The sequence below is a fragment of the Candidatus Nitrosopumilus sp. genome, from assembly GCF_965263415.1.
In the GTDB taxonomy this organism is placed as follows: Archaea; Thermoproteota; Nitrososphaeria; order Nitrososphaerales; family Nitrosopumilaceae; genus Nitrosopumilus.
On sequence record NZ_OZ253671.1, the window covers coordinates 310,522 to 328,289 of the forward strand.

A 17,768-nucleotide genomic window follows, 5' to 3' on the forward strand; every position below is an offset into this window, starting at 1 on the left:
ATCAGAATTGAAAAATAAAAAAATAATTGTTATGATTCAAGCAAGAACTGACTCTACCAGATTTCCAAATAAAATATTATCGATTATTGAAGGCAAACCTATGTTATGGCATGTAATAAATCGAATTAAAAAAATGAAATGTGATGAAATAGTTGTTGTAACAACTACTAGAAAAAAAGATGACGACGTAGTAAAGATTGCAAGAAAATCAAAAGTTAAGTGTTTTAGAGGTAAAACAAATAATGTATTAGATAGATTTTATCAAGCAAGTATAAAATTCAAAGCAGAAGTAATTGTTAGAATAACTGCAGACTGTCCATTAATAGATCCAATACAAAGTAAAAAAGTAGTAAATGCATTTTTGAAAGGAAATTATGATTATTTATCTAACGATAGTAAAACAATACCAAATGGATTAGATACAGAATGTTTTAGTTTCATAGCATTAAAAGAAGCATGGATAAAATCAAAATTAAAATCAGAGAAAGAACATGTAACTCCATATATTTGGAAACACCCAAAAAAATTTAGAATTGCTACAATCCATAATAAAGATAAAAAAAATAGAGAGAATATGAGATGGTCAGTTGATTACAAAAATGATTTAGAGTTTGTAAAAGAGGTTTATTCAAAACTCTATTTTAAAAAAGAAATTTTTTCAATGACAGACATACTAAATTTAATAAAAAAAGAGCCAAATTTATTGAAAATCAATTCAGATCATAAAAAGAATGAAGGATATTTAATTTCATTAAAAAACGACTAAAAATTATTTAAAAAATTAACAAAATTTTTTGCAGCAGAATCTTGGTTTGATGAATAATCATTAACAAATTCAGAACCTTTAGAAATTATTTTATTTTTGAATTTGGGATCATTAAAGATTTTAATCATTTGAGTTTCAAGATTGTCAGTATTTACATACACACAAGATTGAAAAATTTTTGATTTTGAATCTCCTAAATTATAGTCTTTTACAGAAACCGCAATAACGGGTTTTTTAAAAAATTGTGCTTCAAGAATTGTTGTAGAAATATCTATACAAAGAAACAAACTTGAATTTTGAATTAATTCTTTAATATTTCCAGATTTTATTATCTGGACATGAGAATTAAAAGATTCTATATATTTTGTTATATCTAATTCATGAGGATCAGGATGTAATTTTATGATTAATTTTTTATTTAATTTTTTAGATATTTCACAAATTTTGATGATAGCATTTATGTAATTTTCATATGTAGAGACATTTAGGTCAGATAAAAAAACATCTGTAGGACTTTGAGTTGCTAAAAGAATATAATCAGATGATTGGATATTTGATTTTAATTTATTATTATCAAAAAAGAGATTACCAATTATTTTGATATTTTTATTTTTTAAATTTGTGTCTATGCAATAATCATACATTTTATTTCCCCACACCAAAAAATAATCAGATTTTTTAGGCAAAACTCCTGAAAAATAATTATAAGTTAACGCGGTTTCATCATCATGATAATACCCATGTTGAACAAGTATAACAGGTATATTTTGTGATTGTGCTACGTTAATGAATATTTGTTCAATTGTGCCCAATTCAGACCATAGGGTTACAGTAGAAGGATTAGTGATTTTGAAAAAATTTAAGGCCAATTCTATTTCATAAACTAAAATAGAAAATCTTAGTTTACATAGATGAAAAAAATGTTTTTCAATAATTTTCCAAAATGAGCGATTATTGGTTTTAAAAAAATTGAAAAAATAATCATCATAAGATTTCAGTTTTTCTATAGTACTCAAAACCCACATATCTGCATCTTGAAGATTATTTTTTAATTCATTATCAGATAACTCATTTTCTCGAAAAAAGCAAATATTAGATTTTTTTAGAATAGAAAAGGAAGACGAATTCCAAAAATATGGTCTACGTCTATTATATATCACAAAATTAGAGGTTTTAGGTAAAATAGAAAATAACTTTTCAGATTTAATAGGATCAAATTCAATTAACACATGAGATTTTTTGGAAGGATCATGGGATTTATTCAGCAGTAACTTCGAAAAATTTTCAGAAAAATTCTTTAAAAGTTTGTAATTTGATTTTGAAATTGAAAAAGAAATATCTTTTTTAAAAAGTCTAAATTCATAATCAATGTTATCAAGATAAAATTCTACATCATTATCATTTTCACCTATTTCTTTATAATTTACTGAAAAATGTTTTAAAAAATTTGAAATTTTTGATGATGCAAAAAATGTTGAATTGGGATATTTTGATACAATGTGTTGAAATTCTGAAAAAAATTTTAAAATAGGTAATAAGTAAATGTAGAAATCAAGATAAAATAATTCTCCTAAATTGATATTTTTGTAAGTTATCAGATTTTTTATAATATTATTTTCGTACCACCGTACAAATTCATAAGAAGATATTTGAAGTTTTTTAATTTCATCATCTGAAATAAAATTATCAGATATGATATGACGTATGTTTTTAGATTCTAATTTCTCATGAGATGGAAAATCTAATGATATGATTATCTGTGACTGATCACTAAAATTAATTGAATCCATAGAAAGTGTGCTATCAACTAAAATAATTTGGCAAATATCATTCAATTAATTATTTTTTTAATTATCACATATAAAAAATAACTAAATCAATTGATTTTATTGAATTTCTTTTTTGAATATACTAGTAAAAAAGCAGCTTGACAGGAAGAGGATAGTAAATATGCTAATGCTAATCCTTGTAATTCAAAAATAGGTCCAAAAATAAAAATTCCCAATATCATTAATGATAGTGAAATAATTCTTGCAGCTAAAACCTCTCGACTTTTCTCATTTCCTAAAAATTTTGAAACAAGCATTTGACCAACTGTAGCAGGAATTACAGCTACACTAATAATTTGAATTGCATCAACTGCAGGTATAAAATTTGGAAAAACTAATGGAATTAGTATGGGTGAGATAAAAATTCCTAGAATTGCAATTACAATAGAAAATAGTATTGTTAGATTTTTTATCTTAGAATTTGTTATTCCTTGTGCATCGTGTGGAAGGGCATATTTGAAGACAACATTGCTTACTAACATCAAAATAGCAAATACTTGCATTGCTAATGCATAATTACCTAAAATTACAAATCCTAACAAAGGTGCAATAATGATCTTATCCATATGACTTCTTAGGGCACCAATCACACTTAGTACATAATTATTAGTAACAAATTCTTTATGAGAAATCAAAAGATTAAAATCAATTTTTGTATTTTTAATTTCTCGAAATATTATAATACTAAAAGGTAAAAATGAAAGAGTTAATCCATATAGTATTCCTTCATACCCAAAAATAAAATAAAAAGAAATTCCAAGAATTAAGGTGAGGGTTTTTTGTGATAAAACATATACAAAATATTTTTTATAAAATTTCTTTCCTAAAATATATCCAAGTGCAAGATCATTAATAACATATCCCATTAGAATTACTATAGAATGTATTTGAAAAACAAATGTAAGAATTAGTATAGCAATAGTTCCAAAAACTAAGCTTAACAAATACAAAGTTGAATTGAGATTTATAGATTTAGATGTAAAAACAGAAATAACATCACGGGTTCCAACCAATGAAATTATAAATCCTATTCCTGCAATAGATAAAACATAATGTATTTCTCCATAATTTTTGCTAGATAAAACTAGTGGCAGATATAACCAAAATACTGATGAAATTAAGGTGCCAATAATATCAGTACCACCAATAGTGGAAATACCTTGAAAATTTAGAAATTTATTTTTTAAATTATTCCATTTTTTATCCATTTCTTCTTAATTAAAAATAAAAACCGTAATAACGTTTAAGAAAAAGAATTCAAATCCCACTTTTTCCAGTCATAATCATTAAAGGAAACATTTCTCATTTCATTATCATCAGGTTTCCACGCAATATCAGCTAAAACAAGTATTTTTGAAATATTTTTGGAGACATTAATATGAGCAGATGCATAATTATTTGGAATGCAAATTAATTGTGGTTTTTCAGAACTGCACTCGATTTCTTTGTAAACACCATCAAAATCTTGAACAATTACAATCACTTTGCCTTCAATACATGTCAGATAACTTGTTCTCTTAGAATGCAGATGAGGACCTTTTACTTCCTTAGGAAACACAGTGGTGAGATAAATCATCTTAGGAGGATTTTTAATGATTTTATCCCAATCTCTCCAAATCACAGATAAATTTCCATTTTGATGACCATCATTAACGTCTTTTGTCACGTGATTCTCTAAGTCAATTATTTGAAATTCTGTCAAGAATATTGTATGAAGTAAAATAAGTATTAAATTTTTAATTTTTGATAAAATTTAGTATTTTATTAAAAATTCATCCAGATCTATAAATAATAATGAATAGTCGAATTATTAGAATATTGGCTAAAATTTTAGTTACAGGTGGATTAGGATTTATTGGAAGTAATTTCATATTATTTTCAATAAAAAAAGACTCTAAAATAAAAATTACAAATATTGATGCATGTTTAACAGGTTCAAATAAAAAAAACCTAAAGGAATTAAAAAATTCAAAAAATTATAAATTTGTTAAAGCAAATATTAACAATCAAAAGATTATTGATGATTTAGTTTCAAAAAATGATGTAATCATTAATTTTGCAGCAGAATCTCATGTAGATAGAAGTATTTCAAATCCAAGACCATTCATTCAGTCCAACATAAATGGCACATATACAATTTTAGAAGCAATAAGGAAATATGATAAAACACTAGTACATATTTCGACAGATGAGGTTTATGGAAGTTTAAAAAAAAATAGCGCTACGGAAATATTTCCTTTGAATCCATCTAGTCCATATTCATCATCAAAAGCTTCAGCAGATTTATTGGTAAAATCATATCATACCACATATGGTTGTGATGTAAAAATTACAAGATGTACAAACAATTATGGACCCAGACAATTTACAGAGAAATTAATACCTAAAGTAATAATTAACGCAATGAAAAATAAATCAATTCCAGTTTATGGAAATGGAAAAAATATTAGAGATTGGTTGTATGTGATTGATCATTGCAGAGCAATTCGTAAAGTTATGACAAATGGAAAATCAGGTGAAATATACAATATTGCAGGAAAGAATGAAATTAACAATAATACAATAATCAAAATGATTTTAAGAACTATGAATAAACCGTTAAGTTTAATGAAATATGTTAAAGACCGACCTGGACATGATTTTAGGTATAGTTTGGATTCTACAAAGATTGAAAAAAAATTAAATTGGAATCCAAAATTTGATTTTGAAAATGGTATAAAAGAAACTATTGCATGGTATCTAAATAACAAATCATGGTGGATGAAACAGACTAATGTATAGAGTCAATTTATCTTCAAGGAATTGGGGGATATTATGAAAGGCATAATTCTTCATGGAGGTCATGGAACCAGATTACGTCCATTAACACACACTGGGCCAAAACAACTTCTTCCTATAGCAAACAAGCCAATGTCTCAATACTGCATAGAGTCAATGAAAGAAGCTGGGGTCACAGATATAGCAATAATTATTGGAGGGGTAGGTTCCAATAAAGTCAGCGAATTTTATGGAAATGGAGAAAAATTCGGTGTAAAAATAACTTATGTTAAACAAGATAATCCAAAAGGTATCGCTCATGCTATTGGTTTATGTAAAGATTTTATTGAAAATGAAAAGTTCCTAGTTTTTCTTGGAGATAACATCATTCAAAAAAATATTAGTAATTTTTCTGATGAATTTTTAAAATCAGATTATGATGCGATGATTCTTTTATGTGAGGTTGATAATCCGTCAAGATTTGGGATAGCAGATATTAAAAATGACAAAATTATTAGAATTATTGAAAAACCAAAAGATCCTCCTACCAATTTTGCTGTAACAGGAATATATTTTCTGACTCCAAAGATTTTTGAAATTATTGAAAATCTAAAACCTTCTTGGAGAGATGAATTAGAAATTACTGATGCACTTCAAATTTTACTTTCAAAAAACAACAATATTTCTTATCACTTAATAACCGAATATTGGAAAGATACAGGAACTCCTGAAGATATTATACATGCAAATAAATCAATTCTTGAAAACTATGTACCTGTTTTTAATGCTAAAAAAGAATCTGGAGTTGTAATTACAGGGGATGTTTCTGCTGGAGAGGGAACAATTTTTAAGACTGGATCAAAAGTTAATGGACCTGTTATAATAGGAAAAGATTGTATTATTGAAAAGAACACTGTTATCAACCCAAATACAAGTATAGGAAACAATTGTATTCTTTCAGAATGTGATATTAGAAATTCAATTATAATGTCTAATTGTGAAATTCAAAAAGATGTAAAAATTAGAAACAGCATAATTTCCTCAAATTCTAGTATTAAACAAAATGAAACAATAAAAGAACAAGTATTTCTTTTAGGAGAAGGAACTAAAATTTTTCTTTAGTGAATATCAACTTTTACAATCATACATTGGGAACCGCTTAATTCAATTACGGGTAATTTTTTATTTTTTAAAAATTCCTCAAAAGCTAATTTTACACCTCCTGTATGAAAATCATGTGTAAGAATAATCCCACCTTTAACTAATCTAGGATAAAAAAAATCAAGACAATCTTTTGTACTTTGATATAGATCTACATCCAAATGAACAAAAGAAAATTTTTTCTCTGAAACAAAAGTTCCAGTTTCTGGAAATTTTCCGGAATGTGTATAGACGTTATCATATTTTGACAAATAGTCTTTAACTACGTTTTCACTTGTATTGTTAAATTGATCATCTTTCCAATATTTCATTCCAAAATGGGTATCCTTTTCAGAAACTTTGGGCAATCCAGAAAATGTATCAAATAAATGTAAATTTCTATTTTTTTTAGCTTCACAAATTATTTTTGCTGAACCTCCTTGAAATACACCAATTTCTGCCATGTCTCCTTCTAACACACATTGAGATTTTGCTATAGAATAAACTACAAAGGCTTCAATAGGAAAAAATGCAAAATCAACTTCTTTTTTAATTTTTTTTATTAAATCAACAATTTTTTTGTCCTTATAAAATGCTAATAACTGTAATTGAAAATAATTTGAAAAATTTCCCAGTATATTTCCCAAAAATTTGAATTTATATACACTCTTCTTAGTTGATTCTTCCATTTTTTTCTAAAAATCTAATTGATAATTTAATATTCTGGCTAAAAAAATTTCACATTCTCCATATATGGGACATTTATTATGTAATTAGTATGGCTGAAGAAAATCAAAAATCATTAGTCAGTATAATTATTTTAAATTATAATGCATCAAATCTACTGATAGATTGTATAGAATCAATCATGAAATCAAATTATAAAAAATTTGAAATTATTTTAGTGGATAATGCATCTACTGATAAAAGTCACATAAAATGTAAGGAAAAATTTCCTAATGTAAAACTAATAGAAAATAATAAAAATCTAGGGTATTGTGAAGGAAATAATATCGGCATAAAAGAAACAAAAGGGGAATTTTTAGTTATTTTAAATCCCGATACAATTGTTGATCCTTATTGGTTAGATGAATTAATTTCTGCATATCATCAGAATGGTGAAGGACTTTATCAACCAAAATTCCTAACAACTACAGACCAAAAAAGATTAATGAGTACAGGAAATCAAATACAGCTTTTTGGTTTTGGCTTTTCAAGAGGAAAAGGAGAAAAAGATTCAAATCAATTCAATCAAATTGAATTAATTGGATATGCATCTGGAACTTGTTTGTTTTCTAAAACAGATTTGATCAAAAAATTAGAAATGTTTGATTCTTTTCTATTTGCATATCATGATGATTTAGATTTAGGGTGGAGAGCATCATTAGAGAAAATTAATTCGTATTATGTTCCAAAATCAATTGTTTTTCATCCATCTGAAGGATTTGCATTTCATTGGTCAAAATTCAAGTATTTTTTATTAGAGAGAAACAGATTATACTGTATTTTTACACATTACTCTCATTCAACTATTTTTAAACTTCTACCATCTTTAATTTTAGTTGATTTTGCTGTATCAATATTTTATTTACGAAAACACATGTTTAAGGAAAAAATCAAAGCATCATTAAATATATTGAAAAATTTAGGTACAATAAATAAAAAATACATCAAAATTCAAAATAAGCGAAAAATAAATGACGCCGAATTAATAAAAAAGTTTACTGATCATATAGATATTCCTAAAGAAATCCAAATCAATTCTCAAGAAAAATCTTTTTACAATTTTTTAAAAAAACTTAGTGAAATTGCAAGATCTTGTGTATAATGTTATCTATCCTAATGAAATCGCTAGAGCTATAGAAAAATTCTTTTCATGAGACATAGAAATCAAAAACTTTGAATTACTATCTTTTATCTTTACTTGTGGTTTTTCATTTTCGTGAAATGTTTCAATATTGAATAAATCAATGTTGGAATTAAGAGATTTTTTTACAGCTTCTTTTATTGCAAATTTTCCTGCAAAATGTTCATATGGTTCTTTGAATTTTAAGCAATACTGTATTTCTTTATTAGTGAAAATTTTTGTGTAAAATGTTTGTTTTTCATTAAATGGTATTTTTTTAAATTTATCAATATCAACTAAATCAATTCCTATTCCTAAATTTTCAATCATATTTAGATTCTACTAATTCAATCAAATTAAAATTAGTTTTTTTCATATTCAAGAAAATAAATGCGATTTGCCTACCTTCAAATCCTTTTACAGGTGATACAATAAGCCGGCCTCCTTTTTTGGTCATTTTCTCTATTGTGGTATTCAAATTCTCAACTTCAAAACAAATGTGATGAAATCCGCCTCCTTTTGTTAGAAAATTTGATACAGGTGATTCTTCATTGATGGGTTCGATCAATTCAATACGAAATTCGCCTAATGACATAAAGCAAACATTAACTTTTTGGGAATTAATTAATGTTGGAATTGTAGTCTCTTCGAATTTTACAAATTTTGAAAATTCTCCTAATGACTCTTGTATGTCATTTACCACTATTCCTATATGATGAATTTTCATGTCGCCTTTACTCAATTTATTCAAAATTAATGCCTTTTTCTACAAGAATTTTTTTAAAATCACCAACATTTTTGATTTCCAATGCTTCTTCCATTCCTATACTAATGTTAAAAGTTGATTCAATTTCATCTAAAAGAACATAGCCTGTAAAAGAATCCCATCTTTCAATGGTTTCTGGGTTTGATTGTTCATTTATTTCACCTTCCGGGATGTTAAATACTCTCGAAATAATTTCATACAATTTATTTTGAGTCATTCAAACCTCACCACTAAATGATTTGGAATATTAATTGAATCTTTCACAGAAAATAACCAAAATTCACCATCTTTATGAAATCCAAATTCATATAGAAAGTTTTCAGCAGGTTTATTTTTTTGTGTTGGCACAAATTGGGCTTTAATTGTTTTAACTTTTTCTTTTTTTGCTAATTCAACAATTTTTCCAAGAATACCTTCTTCAATACCTCTTCCCATTATTCTACAACTAAGAAGAAATGTATCTAGAAACCATTCATCATCATTTTTTTTAATAATAAAAACATTAGTTATTCCACTTTCTCCAAATTTGTCATTAACTTCTGCACAACCAACAACAATATTTTCATCTTCAGTAAATTTTTTAATTTCTTCTTCTTGATATCTTTTTGTAGTAAGATTAAACTGATTTGTTTTTAATATTAATTGTGAAATTCTAGGAATGGAAAATTTGTTTGCCAATTTTACTTTAACATTAATGTTCAACTTTTCAAGATATTCGTTTAGATTTTTTGTTGAGTATTCTAGAGCATGTCTTTTATTTTCTTGTTGATACATATTTGTGCGTTTAAAATCATCTTCGGTAATTTTTAGAGAATTAAAATCATTCAAGTCCATTAAGATAGAACTAAAATATGCAGGATCATCAGTTAAATCAATAGTTTTAACTTCTGGAATGCTCATTTTTATCAATTCCCTATTCACGGGATCATCATCAAAGAAAATCATGCTATCCAATCCTATATTCAATTCATTTGAAATTTCTTTCATATTTGATATTTTATCATTCCAATTAATTTTTAGACATGCAAAATCTTCTTCTCTAAGAATCATGTATGGATGTTCTTTTAGCACTTTGATTGCATCATCAAAATTGTTTTTACTATTTACTGCCAAAATTATTCCTCGTTTTTCAAGAGATTTTAGCATTTTTTGAAATTCAACAAAAGGGCTACCTGCAGGATCGGGTCCTAATTTGATTCCTTCTAACCCATCCTCACCAACTATGCCACCCCATAGGGTATTATCTAAATCAAGAACAATACATTTTTTGTTTAATCCTAACATCGGCTTTAAAAATCCCATAAACTCATAAATCAAAAATGGAATTATGTCAAATGAAATTCTTATATCTCCAAAAAATAATTTTTTAAAATCTAGAACATTTTTTTCTCCAAATTTTGCTACAAAAGAATTAAAATCAAACAAATAAACAGAATTATTTTTTAGGGAAATTTGTTTTAATTTTTTATTAAGTTCAATTATCATTTCTTTTAATCCATATTCAATTTTGGAATCAAATATGCCAAGAGAACTATATGTTGGAATTAAAAAATTTGTTAATACGATTTTTGATTGACATTTTTTAATAACAGTTTCAATTAAATTTTGAAGTTCTAAAAATTTTTCATTAACAAAATTCTTTCTTTCTTTATCAGAATATTCGTATGAAGAATAGAAAAAATCTCCTAAAATAGTTCTTGTATCTATTAATAAAAAAATTAGTTCGGGATTGAATTTATATAAATCACTATTATTGTTTAAAATTTCTTGATTATATTGATTATATGGAGCATTATATGTAATGCAATTAATTTTTTCTTCATTAGATTGAACTTGGATTGTTTCTTCAAATCCATTAAGTGAAAAACTACCAAGAAATGCAACTCGAATTTTTTTATATTCTGCTTTCGGTTTGATAATTTTTGCTTCATTCATATAATCGGATAATTTCTTTAGCTCCATAATTCAAAGAAATTCTATTTCAATGATAAAAACTCTCTGCATGATAATTTTTTTCTCAATTAAATTATCAAATAATTTGTCCTTAAAGGTTAAAGGGATCTCATTATATTTTGAATTTAATGGTTACAAAATTTAGTACTGCTTTTTCTATGAATGAGGCAGAATTAATGGAATTTTATAATTTCAAAGGTAAATTGGGTAAATTTAGACTTAGAATGTTTGTATTAAAGAATTGGATTCTTCATTCACTTTCATATTTTTCTGCTCATTCTGGTTTTGCAATACGCATGCAAGAGGTAAGAGGAGTTAACGTTGGAAAGAATTGTCATTTTTGTCCTTATGTTCATATTGATTTAATCTACCCACATCTTGTAAACATTGAAGATAATGTCACTTTAGGGACAAATTGCATGATTTTTGCTCACATGAATCCTACTGCAAATTTGTTTTTAAAAACAGGAGAATACAAAAGAAAAGTTGAGCCAGTTACAATAAAATCAGGAGCAGTGTTAACACCAGGTTCAATTGTTATGGCTGGAATTACAATTGGAAAAAATTCGATTGTTTCTCCTGGAAGTGTTGTTACACAAGATGTTCCTGATTATTGTATTGTAGTAGGCAATCCTGCAAGAGTGGTAAAAAAAATTGATCATTAGTAAAAATAAATCTAAATTTTTAGACAGATTAAAGTAGTGATGTGTCTTGAATATACTTGGAATTGATTTTGAAGAGTGGTTTCATCCAGAACTTATTCAAAATGTACTGACAACTGAAAAAAAATCTTTTAGAGTTGTAAATGGATTAGATAAAATTTTAGAGTTTCTTGAAAATCATGATACTTATGCAACATTCTTTATGGTAGGGGAAATTCTAAAAGAATTTCCTGAAATTTTAGATAAAATTATTGATAATGGACATGAAATTGCTTTTCATACTATGTATCATTCAAGATTAGATTCAGATGGATTTAGAGAGAAATTTGCAAAAGAATTAGAAGAGTTTGCAAAACTTACTAATTATAAAAGTAAAGGCTTTCGAGCTCCTACATTTTCATTAAATGAAAAATCATCTTGGGCAATAGATCTTCTTGAAGAACAAAATTATCTGTATGATAGCAGTATTGTTCCTGCAAAATCCTACATGTATGGTAATCCGAATGCATTAAAAACTCCTTACAAAATCTCTAGCAGTTCCTTAGGAAGCAATAATTTGGAAGCAAAAATAACTGAATTTCCTTTAATGGTAACAAAATTCTTAGGAAAAACAATTCCTGCTGGAGGGGGATTTTATCTCAGAACATTACCTTTGAGTGTGACAAAAAAAGCACTTAGAGATTACGAAAAACAAAAAAATCCAGGTGTTTTTTATATTCATTCTTGGGAATTAACACCAGAATTTATGCCTAAAATAAAACTTTCAACCAAAAATAATTTCATAACATATCATAATTTAGAAAAAACAATTGTTAGAATGGATGAATTACTATCAAATTTTTCATTTACATCATTTGAAAGATATATTCAGGAAAAAGTGATAAAATGAGTAAAAATATGAAAATTGCATTACTTTGTCCTGCATCTTTTCCAGCAACACAGTTTGGAGGAATTGTTTTTCTGGCAGTAGATATTGCAAGAGAAATTTCTGAATTAGGTCATGATGTAAAAATATACACCACGGATCTTGATTTTTCTAACGGACCAACTAAATTTAATAAAAAATTACCTAGAATTGAAAAAATTGAGAAATTCAAAATTGCCCGTTCACATACATGGTTTTGTATAAAATTATTCTTTTTTAATCCAGGAATGTACAATCAATTAATCAGGGATAAACCAGATATTATTCACACAATAGGATTAAGAAGTTTTCAATCAATAATAGCGTGGGCAGTATCAAAAAAATACCATATTCCTCTAGTTGTTTCAGATCAAGGTGGATTAACTACTCATCCTTTCTTAAAAGAATCATCACCATTCTTCAGACTAATTTTTAAGGTGCAAAATATTTTCATAAAACAAATCTTAAAACAAGCATCTGGTATTTCTGCTGCAAATGAATATGAAGCAAAAATATTTTCAGATATTTATAAGAAATCTAAATCTACAATCATCCGTAACGGTGTAAATTTGAAATCATTAATCAGTCAAAAAAATTTTAAAAAAACATACAATATTAATTCAAAATTTATTTTATTTGTAGGAAGATTCTCAAAAAGTAAAGGTATTGATGACTTAATTAATGCAATACAGATAATAAAAAATGAATTAAAATCAAGAAAAGTTTCAGTTGTTATAATGGGAGTTGATTTTGGTTATCAAAATGAAATGTTTTCGTTAATTGAAAAACATGATTTATCAAATCAAATAATTGTTATAAAAAACCCTCCTAGGGAAGATGTAATTTCTGCATATGGAGAAAGTGAATTTCTTGTCATGCCATCAAAATGGGAATTATCGCCATTAGTACCACTAGAATCTTTTGCATTCAAAAGGACAGTAATTTCAACTAATACTCATGGAATTCCTTATACAGTTCAAGACAAAAAAAATGGTATTTTGATTGAACCAGAAAATCCTGTAGAATTATCAAATGCAATAATAAAATTACTAGATAATCCATCATTATGTGATTCACTAGGTATGGAAGGATATGATTTTGTTCAAAAGGAATGTAATTCTGTTTCTATGGCAGAAAATCATCTGAAGCTATATCAGAAAATACTCAAAATAAATAGAAGTTAATTAAAGTCAAAAAAATGAAAAAAGATTTTTTTAAAGATCCAAAAATAAAATATCCTGCTTATGAACCATGGATTTCAGATGAAGATCGAAAAATTGTAAATGAAACACTTAATCAGAGTATGCTTACCCTTGGACCGCAATTAGAGAAATTTGAATCTGATTTTTGTAAATACACAAATTCAAAATATGCAATTGCAGTATCAAATTGTACTGCAGCACTGCATTTATCATTAAAAGCTCTAGGAATAAAAGATGGGGATGAAGTAATCATTCCAGATCTTACTTTTGTTGCAGATACCAATGCAATTTTGGCATGCAATGCAAAACCTGTTATTGCTGATATTAACAAAGATGATTTTTTCTTATCAATCTCAAATGTTAAAAAAAACATATCAAAAAAAACTAAAGCAATTATTCCAGTACATATCTATGGACAGGTATGTAATATTGATGAAATTATTGATGTTGCAAAAGAAAATGATCTAAAAATAATCGAAGATTGTGCACATGCTATAGGAACATTTCACAATTCAAAACATGTAGGAACAATAGGAGATACTGGTTGCTTTTCTTTTTACCCTACAAAGAATCTTACAACTGCTGAAGGAGGAATGGTTATTACTAATTCAAAAAAAATTGCTGAAAAAGTTGTACAACTACGAAGCCACGGTATGACAAAATCTCTAAAAAATCGATATTCTGCAGAATATCCATGGGTTTTTGACATATTGGAACCGGGTTATAACTACAGATTAGACGAATTAAGATCTGCATTAGGCATATCCCAACTAAAACGAATCAATAAAATCAATGAATTACGTAAAAATGCAGCACTTTATTATCACAAAAAATTGCAAAATATATCAGGAATTATTTTACCAGATATGGTAAATGACAAAACCCATTCATATCATTTATACACAATCAGGGTGAAAAGACCATACAAATTATCTCGAAATCAATTATTCAAAAAACTAAAAGATAACGGCATTAGGACTACAGTTTATTGGTTGCCTATTCACAAATATTCTGCATATCAAAAATATATCAAAAAATTCAACATAAAAAATACGACAGAAATTTATAATGAAATATTATCATTACCGTTATTTCCAAACATATCAAAAAAACATCAAGATAATGTTATTTCAGTAATAAAAAAATTTAAAAATTAATTTATTTCATCAAGATATACAAACTTCTTATTGATTGATGAAATTCTATGAGCTTCCATAACTTTAGCCTGATTTTCTAATTCTTTTTCAAAATCTAACGAAGATTTTTGTTGTTTAGAAATATCTAAACAAAAATCATCAATCATTTCTAGAAAATGATCTTTTGGTTTAATTTTAAAATTTTCATTTTTTTTATCTTCCCAAGCATATCCTTCGTTATATTCTAAACATACATTGGTTTCAAAGTCAGACGGTACTGAATATGCCCTTTCCAAAGTAATTTTTCCATCAGTTCCCCAAACATTGTATTCTGATTGATAATAATTTCCATTACCAAAAATTATTGATGCAGTTTTTTCATTTTTAAAGGTCATATAAGATACACCTCTTGTATCTACTCCTGTTTTAGGATCTATTATCAAACTAGAAGAGACACCAACAGGTTCTTCTTCAAAAATCATCCTACTTGCAGAAATAGGATAACATCCAGAGTCATTTAGAAAACCACCGCCTAAATTCTTCACATATCTAATATCACTTATTGGAAATTTAGGGAAACCAAAAATTCCATGAAAAGAAATTAAATTTCCAATTATATTATTAGTTATCAACTCTTTGACTTTTTGATGTTGAGGATGAAATTTGAACATAAATCCCTCCATAACTCGAACATTATTCTGTTTTGCACAATCAACCATTTTTTTGGCTGATTCAAAGGATATAGTAGAAGATTTTTCACAGTAAACATGTTTGCCTTGAGACATTGCCCGAATTGCCCATTCTGCATGAGTTCCGATTGGAGTAGATATGTAAACAGCATCTATTGATTTATTGGAAATGACATCCTCATAAGCACCAAAATTTTTACAATCAAATTCTTTAGAAAATTCTTTAGCTTTATCAACGGTCCTACTACCAATCATTTCAATCTCTACAAATTCTGATTTTAAGATAGCTGGTATAACTGATTTTTTGGAAATTCTAGAACAACCAATAATTCCAATTCTTACAGGATTCATTTTGATTAGAGATATGAAATAATACCTCTTACATGAGGTCCAACAAAATTTTCAATTTTCATTAATTGTTTTATCTGATACAATGTTACCCACAAAAAAGAATTTGGAATTTCAAGTTCTTCATCTTCATCGACTTCAACAATCATATTATAATTTGATTTAAGATAAAATCTTCCACCATCTTCTGATTGCCATTTTGAATAGATTATTTTTGCATTTTTTGGATTGTCAAAATACTCTGCAAACAAAGGTTTTGTTCCTCCGTGAGCTTTTAACAAATTACTAGTTGTAGCTTGAAGAGTAGGAGATAATTGAAGTTTGTCAATATTTCCAGGTTCAGCTTTTGCCTGTAGTAAAAAATGAGTAACCCCATTAATTTTCTTTGTTAGAAGACCCAAAATACCGCCAGGGTTTTTTGCAATTATTGGTTGAGTCCATCCTTCTTTTCCTACTTCTCTATCAAAAGTATTAGATGCTTTTATTCCAATTATTTCAAAAAATCCTCCAGACACATGAGATATATTTCCAGTAGTTTTATCCACATTCCATTTATCTAGATCATTAACCCCAATTTCTTGAACTATCATATCCGATTCTTCTCTTTTTTTCTTAAACCAGTTAATGATATAATCCAAGTTGTATAATTGATTATCATCCTTTACAGTTTGCAGCATTGTTTCTATGCGTAAATTTGTATTTTCATTAATTGGGATATTATGTTTCTCTAACAATTGTTTTAATTCATCAATTAACACAATCGCCTTTTGATACATGTATTAATTAGATTTTCCATAAAGAGAAAATTCCATGTACAAAAAATGAGGATTTTGCCATTTTTTACTAGGAAATTATATTTAATAGCAAATAGAAACTAGAAAAATTGGAAATTTTAATAGGATTACCTGCCTATAATGAGGCAAAAAATTTACCTAAAATAATACCTGAGCTTCAAAGATTATCTTACAAAATTGCTATTTGTAATGATGGATCAACAGATGCCACAGGAGAGATTGCAGAAAAGTATGGTGCAATTGTGATTAACCATTCAAAAAATTTGGGGTATGGTTCTAGTATCAAAAGTATTTTTAAAAAAGCACGCGAGTTAAAAGTAGATATTTTAGTAACTTTTGATGCCGATGGACAACACAGAATAGAAGATATTGCAAATGTAATACAACCAATCATAGATAAACAATCAGACATAGTAATAGGTTCAAGATTTTTAGATGATAGTGAAAAGAATGTTCCAAAATATAGAAGAGCGGGAATAAGGGTAATTACAAAAATTACAAATATTAGCATTAAAGAAAAGTTAACTGATTCTCAAAGTGGATTTAGAGCATATTCCAAAAGTGTGTTAGAAGAATTAAATCTAGATGAATTAGGAATGGGAGTTTCTACAGAAATTTTAATAAAATCTAGTAGTAAAAATTTTAAAATTTTAGAAGTTCCAATAAAAATTTTGTATCAAGGAAATACTTCTACTCATAACCCAATCACGCATGGAACTTCAGTTATTTTAAGTACGATTAAGTACACATCATTGCAACGCCCTCTAACATTTTATGGAATACCATCAGTGATTTTTTTAATAATAGGTAGTATTTTTTCATTTTATTCAATACAATACTATGTTGAAGTAGGACGATTGAATACTAATTTAACGATAATTTCAGCAGGTACAGTTTTAATTGGAATAGTTCTCATGATTACAGCAATCTTACTATTTTCTTTAGTTTCTATTATTAGAGAAGGAAAAAATTAGAA

At 26.8% G+C, this 17,768-nt stretch carries 19 protein-coding genes; 9 read left to right on the plus strand and 10 right to left on the minus strand.

The genetic code is table 11. From position 1 onward, the window contains the following. Positions 1-7 precede the first annotated feature (7 nt). Positions 8-766, plus strand: coding sequence for a cytidylyltransferase domain-containing protein (locus ACQY22_RS02460; RefSeq protein WP_428324965.1), 759 nt, complete (start codon positions 8-10; stop codon positions 764-766). Here ACQY22_RS02460 and ACQY22_RS02465 read toward each other — a convergent pair. The 3 genes from ACQY22_RS02465 to ACQY22_RS02475 all read right to left on the minus strand — a co-directional run bounded on the left by ACQY22_RS02465 (position 763) and on the right by ACQY22_RS02475 (position 4,297). After that, on the minus strand, positions 763-2,556 hold the full coding sequence (locus ACQY22_RS02465) for a hypothetical protein (RefSeq protein WP_428324966.1): 1,794 nt from the start codon (positions 2,554-2,556) through the stop codon (positions 763-765). The genes ACQY22_RS02460 and ACQY22_RS02465 overlap by 4 nt on opposite strands. An 86-nt stretch (positions 2,557-2,642) precedes the next feature. Continuing rightward, positions 2,643-3,803 (minus strand): lipopolysaccharide biosynthesis protein, encoded by a 1,161-nt coding sequence (locus ACQY22_RS02470; protein ID WP_428324967.1) that lies wholly within the window; start codon positions 3,801-3,803, stop codon positions 2,643-2,645. Between the two features lie 35 nt (positions 3,804-3,838). Further along, entirely contained in the window at positions 3,839-4,297 is a 459-nt protein-coding gene (locus ACQY22_RS02475) for a WxcM-like domain-containing protein (RefSeq protein WP_428324968.1), read from the minus strand. A gap of 116 nt (positions 4,298-4,413) precedes the next feature. Here ACQY22_RS02475 and rfbB point away from each other — a divergent pair, with 116 nt between their 5' ends. Together rfbB and ACQY22_RS02485 are read left to right on the plus strand one after the other, a co-directional pair. Then, positions 4,414-5,376 carry a dTDP-glucose 4,6-dehydratase gene (gene rfbB, locus ACQY22_RS02480; RefSeq protein WP_428324969.1) on the plus strand — a complete coding sequence of 321 codons (963 nt, stop codon included), beginning with the start codon at positions 4,414-4,416 and terminating at the stop codon, positions 5,374-5,376. Positions 5,377-5,409: 33 nt separating this feature from the next. Beyond that, positions 5,410-6,474 carry a glucose-1-phosphate thymidylyltransferase gene (locus ACQY22_RS02485; RefSeq protein WP_428324970.1) on the plus strand — a complete coding sequence of 355 codons (1,065 nt, stop codon included), beginning with the start codon at positions 5,410-5,412 and terminating at the stop codon, positions 6,472-6,474. Here the strand turns inward: ACQY22_RS02485 and ACQY22_RS02490 are convergent. After that, positions 6,471-7,181 (minus strand): TylF/MycF/NovP-related O-methyltransferase, encoded by a 711-nt coding sequence (locus tag ACQY22_RS02490; RefSeq protein WP_428324971.1) that lies wholly within the window; start codon positions 7,179-7,181, stop codon positions 6,471-6,473. The genes ACQY22_RS02485 and ACQY22_RS02490 overlap by 4 nt on opposite strands. An 89-nt stretch (positions 7,182-7,270) precedes the next feature. On the opposite strand from ACQY22_RS02490, the gene ACQY22_RS02495 reads away from it, so the two are divergent. Then, on the plus strand, positions 7,271-8,320 hold the full coding sequence (locus ACQY22_RS02495) for a glycosyltransferase family 2 protein (protein WP_428324972.1): 1,050 nt from the start codon (positions 7,271-7,273) through the stop codon (positions 8,318-8,320). A 6-nt stretch (positions 8,321-8,326) separates the two neighbouring features. Here ACQY22_RS02495 and ACQY22_RS02500 read toward each other — a convergent pair whose 3' ends face one another. From ACQY22_RS02500 to ACQY22_RS02515, 4 genes are read right to left on the minus strand one after another with little or no spacing between them, the layout of a single operon-like run. After that, positions 8,327-8,668, minus strand: a complete 342-nt coding sequence (locus ACQY22_RS02500; RefSeq protein WP_428324974.1) for a holo-ACP synthase — start codon at positions 8,666-8,668, stop codon at positions 8,327-8,329. After that, complete coding sequence (locus tag ACQY22_RS02505) at positions 8,661-9,065, minus strand: VOC family protein (protein WP_428324975.1); 405 nt, start codon at positions 9,063-9,065, stop codon at positions 8,661-8,663. The genes ACQY22_RS02500 and ACQY22_RS02505 overlap by 8 nt, the downstream gene beginning before the upstream one ends. A 16-nt stretch (positions 9,066-9,081) precedes the next feature. Then, the gene (locus ACQY22_RS02510) at positions 9,082-9,321 is read right to left on the minus strand and encodes an acyl carrier protein (protein ID WP_428324976.1); all 240 of its coding nucleotides are present in this window, start codon (positions 9,319-9,321) and stop codon (positions 9,082-9,084) included. Continuing rightward, complete coding sequence (locus ACQY22_RS02515; protein WP_428324977.1) at positions 9,318-11,066, minus strand: HAD-IIIC family phosphatase; 1,749 nt, start codon at positions 11,064-11,066, stop codon at positions 9,318-9,320. Before ACQY22_RS02515 ends, ACQY22_RS02510 begins: the two co-directional genes overlap by 4 nt. 119 nt (positions 11,067-11,185) lie before the next feature. Here ACQY22_RS02515 and ACQY22_RS02520 point away from each other — a divergent pair, with 119 nt between their 5' ends. From ACQY22_RS02520 to ACQY22_RS02535, 4 genes are read left to right on the plus strand one after another with little or no spacing between them, the layout of a single operon-like run. Continuing rightward, positions 11,186-11,722: an acyltransferase gene (locus ACQY22_RS02520; RefSeq protein WP_428324978.1), complete on the plus strand. Its 537-nt coding sequence runs from the start codon at positions 11,186-11,188 to the stop codon at positions 11,720-11,722. A gap of 46 nt (positions 11,723-11,768) precedes the next feature. Then, the gene (locus tag ACQY22_RS02525; protein WP_428324979.1) at positions 11,769-12,608 is read left to right on the plus strand and encodes a polysaccharide deacetylase family protein; all 840 of its coding nucleotides are present in this window, start codon (positions 11,769-11,771) and stop codon (positions 12,606-12,608) included. Next, a complete protein-coding gene (locus ACQY22_RS02530; protein ID WP_428324980.1) occupies positions 12,605-13,807 on the plus strand; it encodes a glycosyltransferase family 4 protein in 1,203 nt (400 codons plus the stop codon). The genes ACQY22_RS02525 and ACQY22_RS02530 overlap by 4 nt, the downstream gene beginning before the upstream one ends. Before the next feature lie 14 nt (positions 13,808-13,821). Next, positions 13,822-14,982: a DegT/DnrJ/EryC1/StrS family aminotransferase gene (locus tag ACQY22_RS02535; protein WP_428324981.1), complete on the plus strand. Its 1,161-nt coding sequence runs from the start codon at positions 13,822-13,824 to the stop codon at positions 14,980-14,982. Here ACQY22_RS02535 and ACQY22_RS02540 read toward each other — a convergent pair. Both ACQY22_RS02540 and ACQY22_RS02545 read right to left on the minus strand, forming a co-directional pair. Beyond that, positions 14,979-16,001, minus strand: coding sequence for a Gfo/Idh/MocA family protein (locus ACQY22_RS02540; RefSeq protein WP_428324983.1), 1,023 nt, complete (start codon positions 15,999-16,001; stop codon positions 14,979-14,981). The two genes, ACQY22_RS02535 and ACQY22_RS02540, sit on opposite strands and share 4 nt — an antisense overlap. Before the next feature lie 5 nt (positions 16,002-16,006). Continuing rightward, complete coding sequence (locus ACQY22_RS02545; protein ID WP_428324984.1) at positions 16,007-16,774, minus strand: NDP-hexose 2,3-dehydratase family protein; 768 nt, start codon at positions 16,772-16,774, stop codon at positions 16,007-16,009. Positions 16,775-16,881: 107 nt separating this feature from the next. Between ACQY22_RS02545 and ACQY22_RS02550 the strand changes: the two genes are divergently transcribed. Continuing rightward, a complete protein-coding gene (locus ACQY22_RS02550) occupies positions 16,882-17,766 on the plus strand; it encodes a glycosyltransferase family 2 protein (RefSeq protein ID WP_428324985.1) in 885 nt (294 codons plus the stop codon). Positions 17,767-17,768: the final 2 nt, after the last annotated feature.

Bases quoted from the DNA above. Each gene is read 5' to 3' on its own strand.
- ACQY22_RS02465 (WP_428324966.1), bottom strand. From the start codon at position 2,556: ATGGATTCAATTAATTTTAGTGATCAGTCACAGATAATCATATCATTA.
- ACQY22_RS02470 (WP_428324967.1), bottom strand. From the start codon at position 3,803: ATGGATAAAAAATGGAATAATTTAAAAAATAAATTTCTAAATTTTCAA.
- ACQY22_RS02485 (WP_428324970.1), top strand. From the start codon at position 5,410: ATGAAAGGCATAATTCTTCATGGAGGTCATGGAACCAGATTACGTCCA.
- ACQY22_RS02490 (WP_428324971.1), bottom strand. From the start codon at position 7,181: ATGGAAGAATCAACTAAGAAGAGTGTATATAAATTCAAATTTTTGGGA.
- ACQY22_RS02495 (WP_428324972.1), top strand. From the start codon at position 7,271: ATGGCTGAAGAAAATCAAAAATCATTAGTCAGTATAATTATTTTAAAT.
- ACQY22_RS02500 (WP_428324974.1), bottom strand. From the start codon at position 8,668: ATGATTGAAAATTTAGGAATAGGAATTGATTTAGTTGATATTGATAAA.
- ACQY22_RS02505 (WP_428324975.1), bottom strand. From the start codon at position 9,065: ATGAAAATTCATCATATAGGAATAGTGGTAAATGACATACAAGAGTCA.
- ACQY22_RS02510 (WP_428324976.1), bottom strand. From the start codon at position 9,321: ATGACTCAAAATAAATTGTATGAAATTATTTCGAGAGTATTTAACATC.
- ACQY22_RS02515 (WP_428324977.1), bottom strand. From the start codon at position 11,066: ATGGAGCTAAAGAAATTATCCGATTATATGAATGAAGCAAAAATTATC.
- ACQY22_RS02520 (WP_428324978.1), top strand. From the start codon at position 11,186: ATGGTTACAAAATTTAGTACTGCTTTTTCTATGAATGAGGCAGAATTA.
- ACQY22_RS02530 (WP_428324980.1), top strand. From the start codon at position 12,605: ATGAGTAAAAATATGAAAATTGCATTACTTTGTCCTGCATCTTTTCCA.
- ACQY22_RS02535 (WP_428324981.1), top strand. From the start codon at position 13,822: ATGAAAAAAGATTTTTTTAAAGATCCAAAAATAAAATATCCTGCTTAT.
- ACQY22_RS02540 (WP_428324983.1), bottom strand. From the start codon at position 16,001: ATGAATCCTGTAAGAATTGGAATTATTGGTTGTTCTAGAATTTCCAAA.
- ACQY22_RS02545 (WP_428324984.1), bottom strand. From the start codon at position 16,774: ATGTATCAAAAGGCGATTGTGTTAATTGATGAATTAAAACAATTGTTA.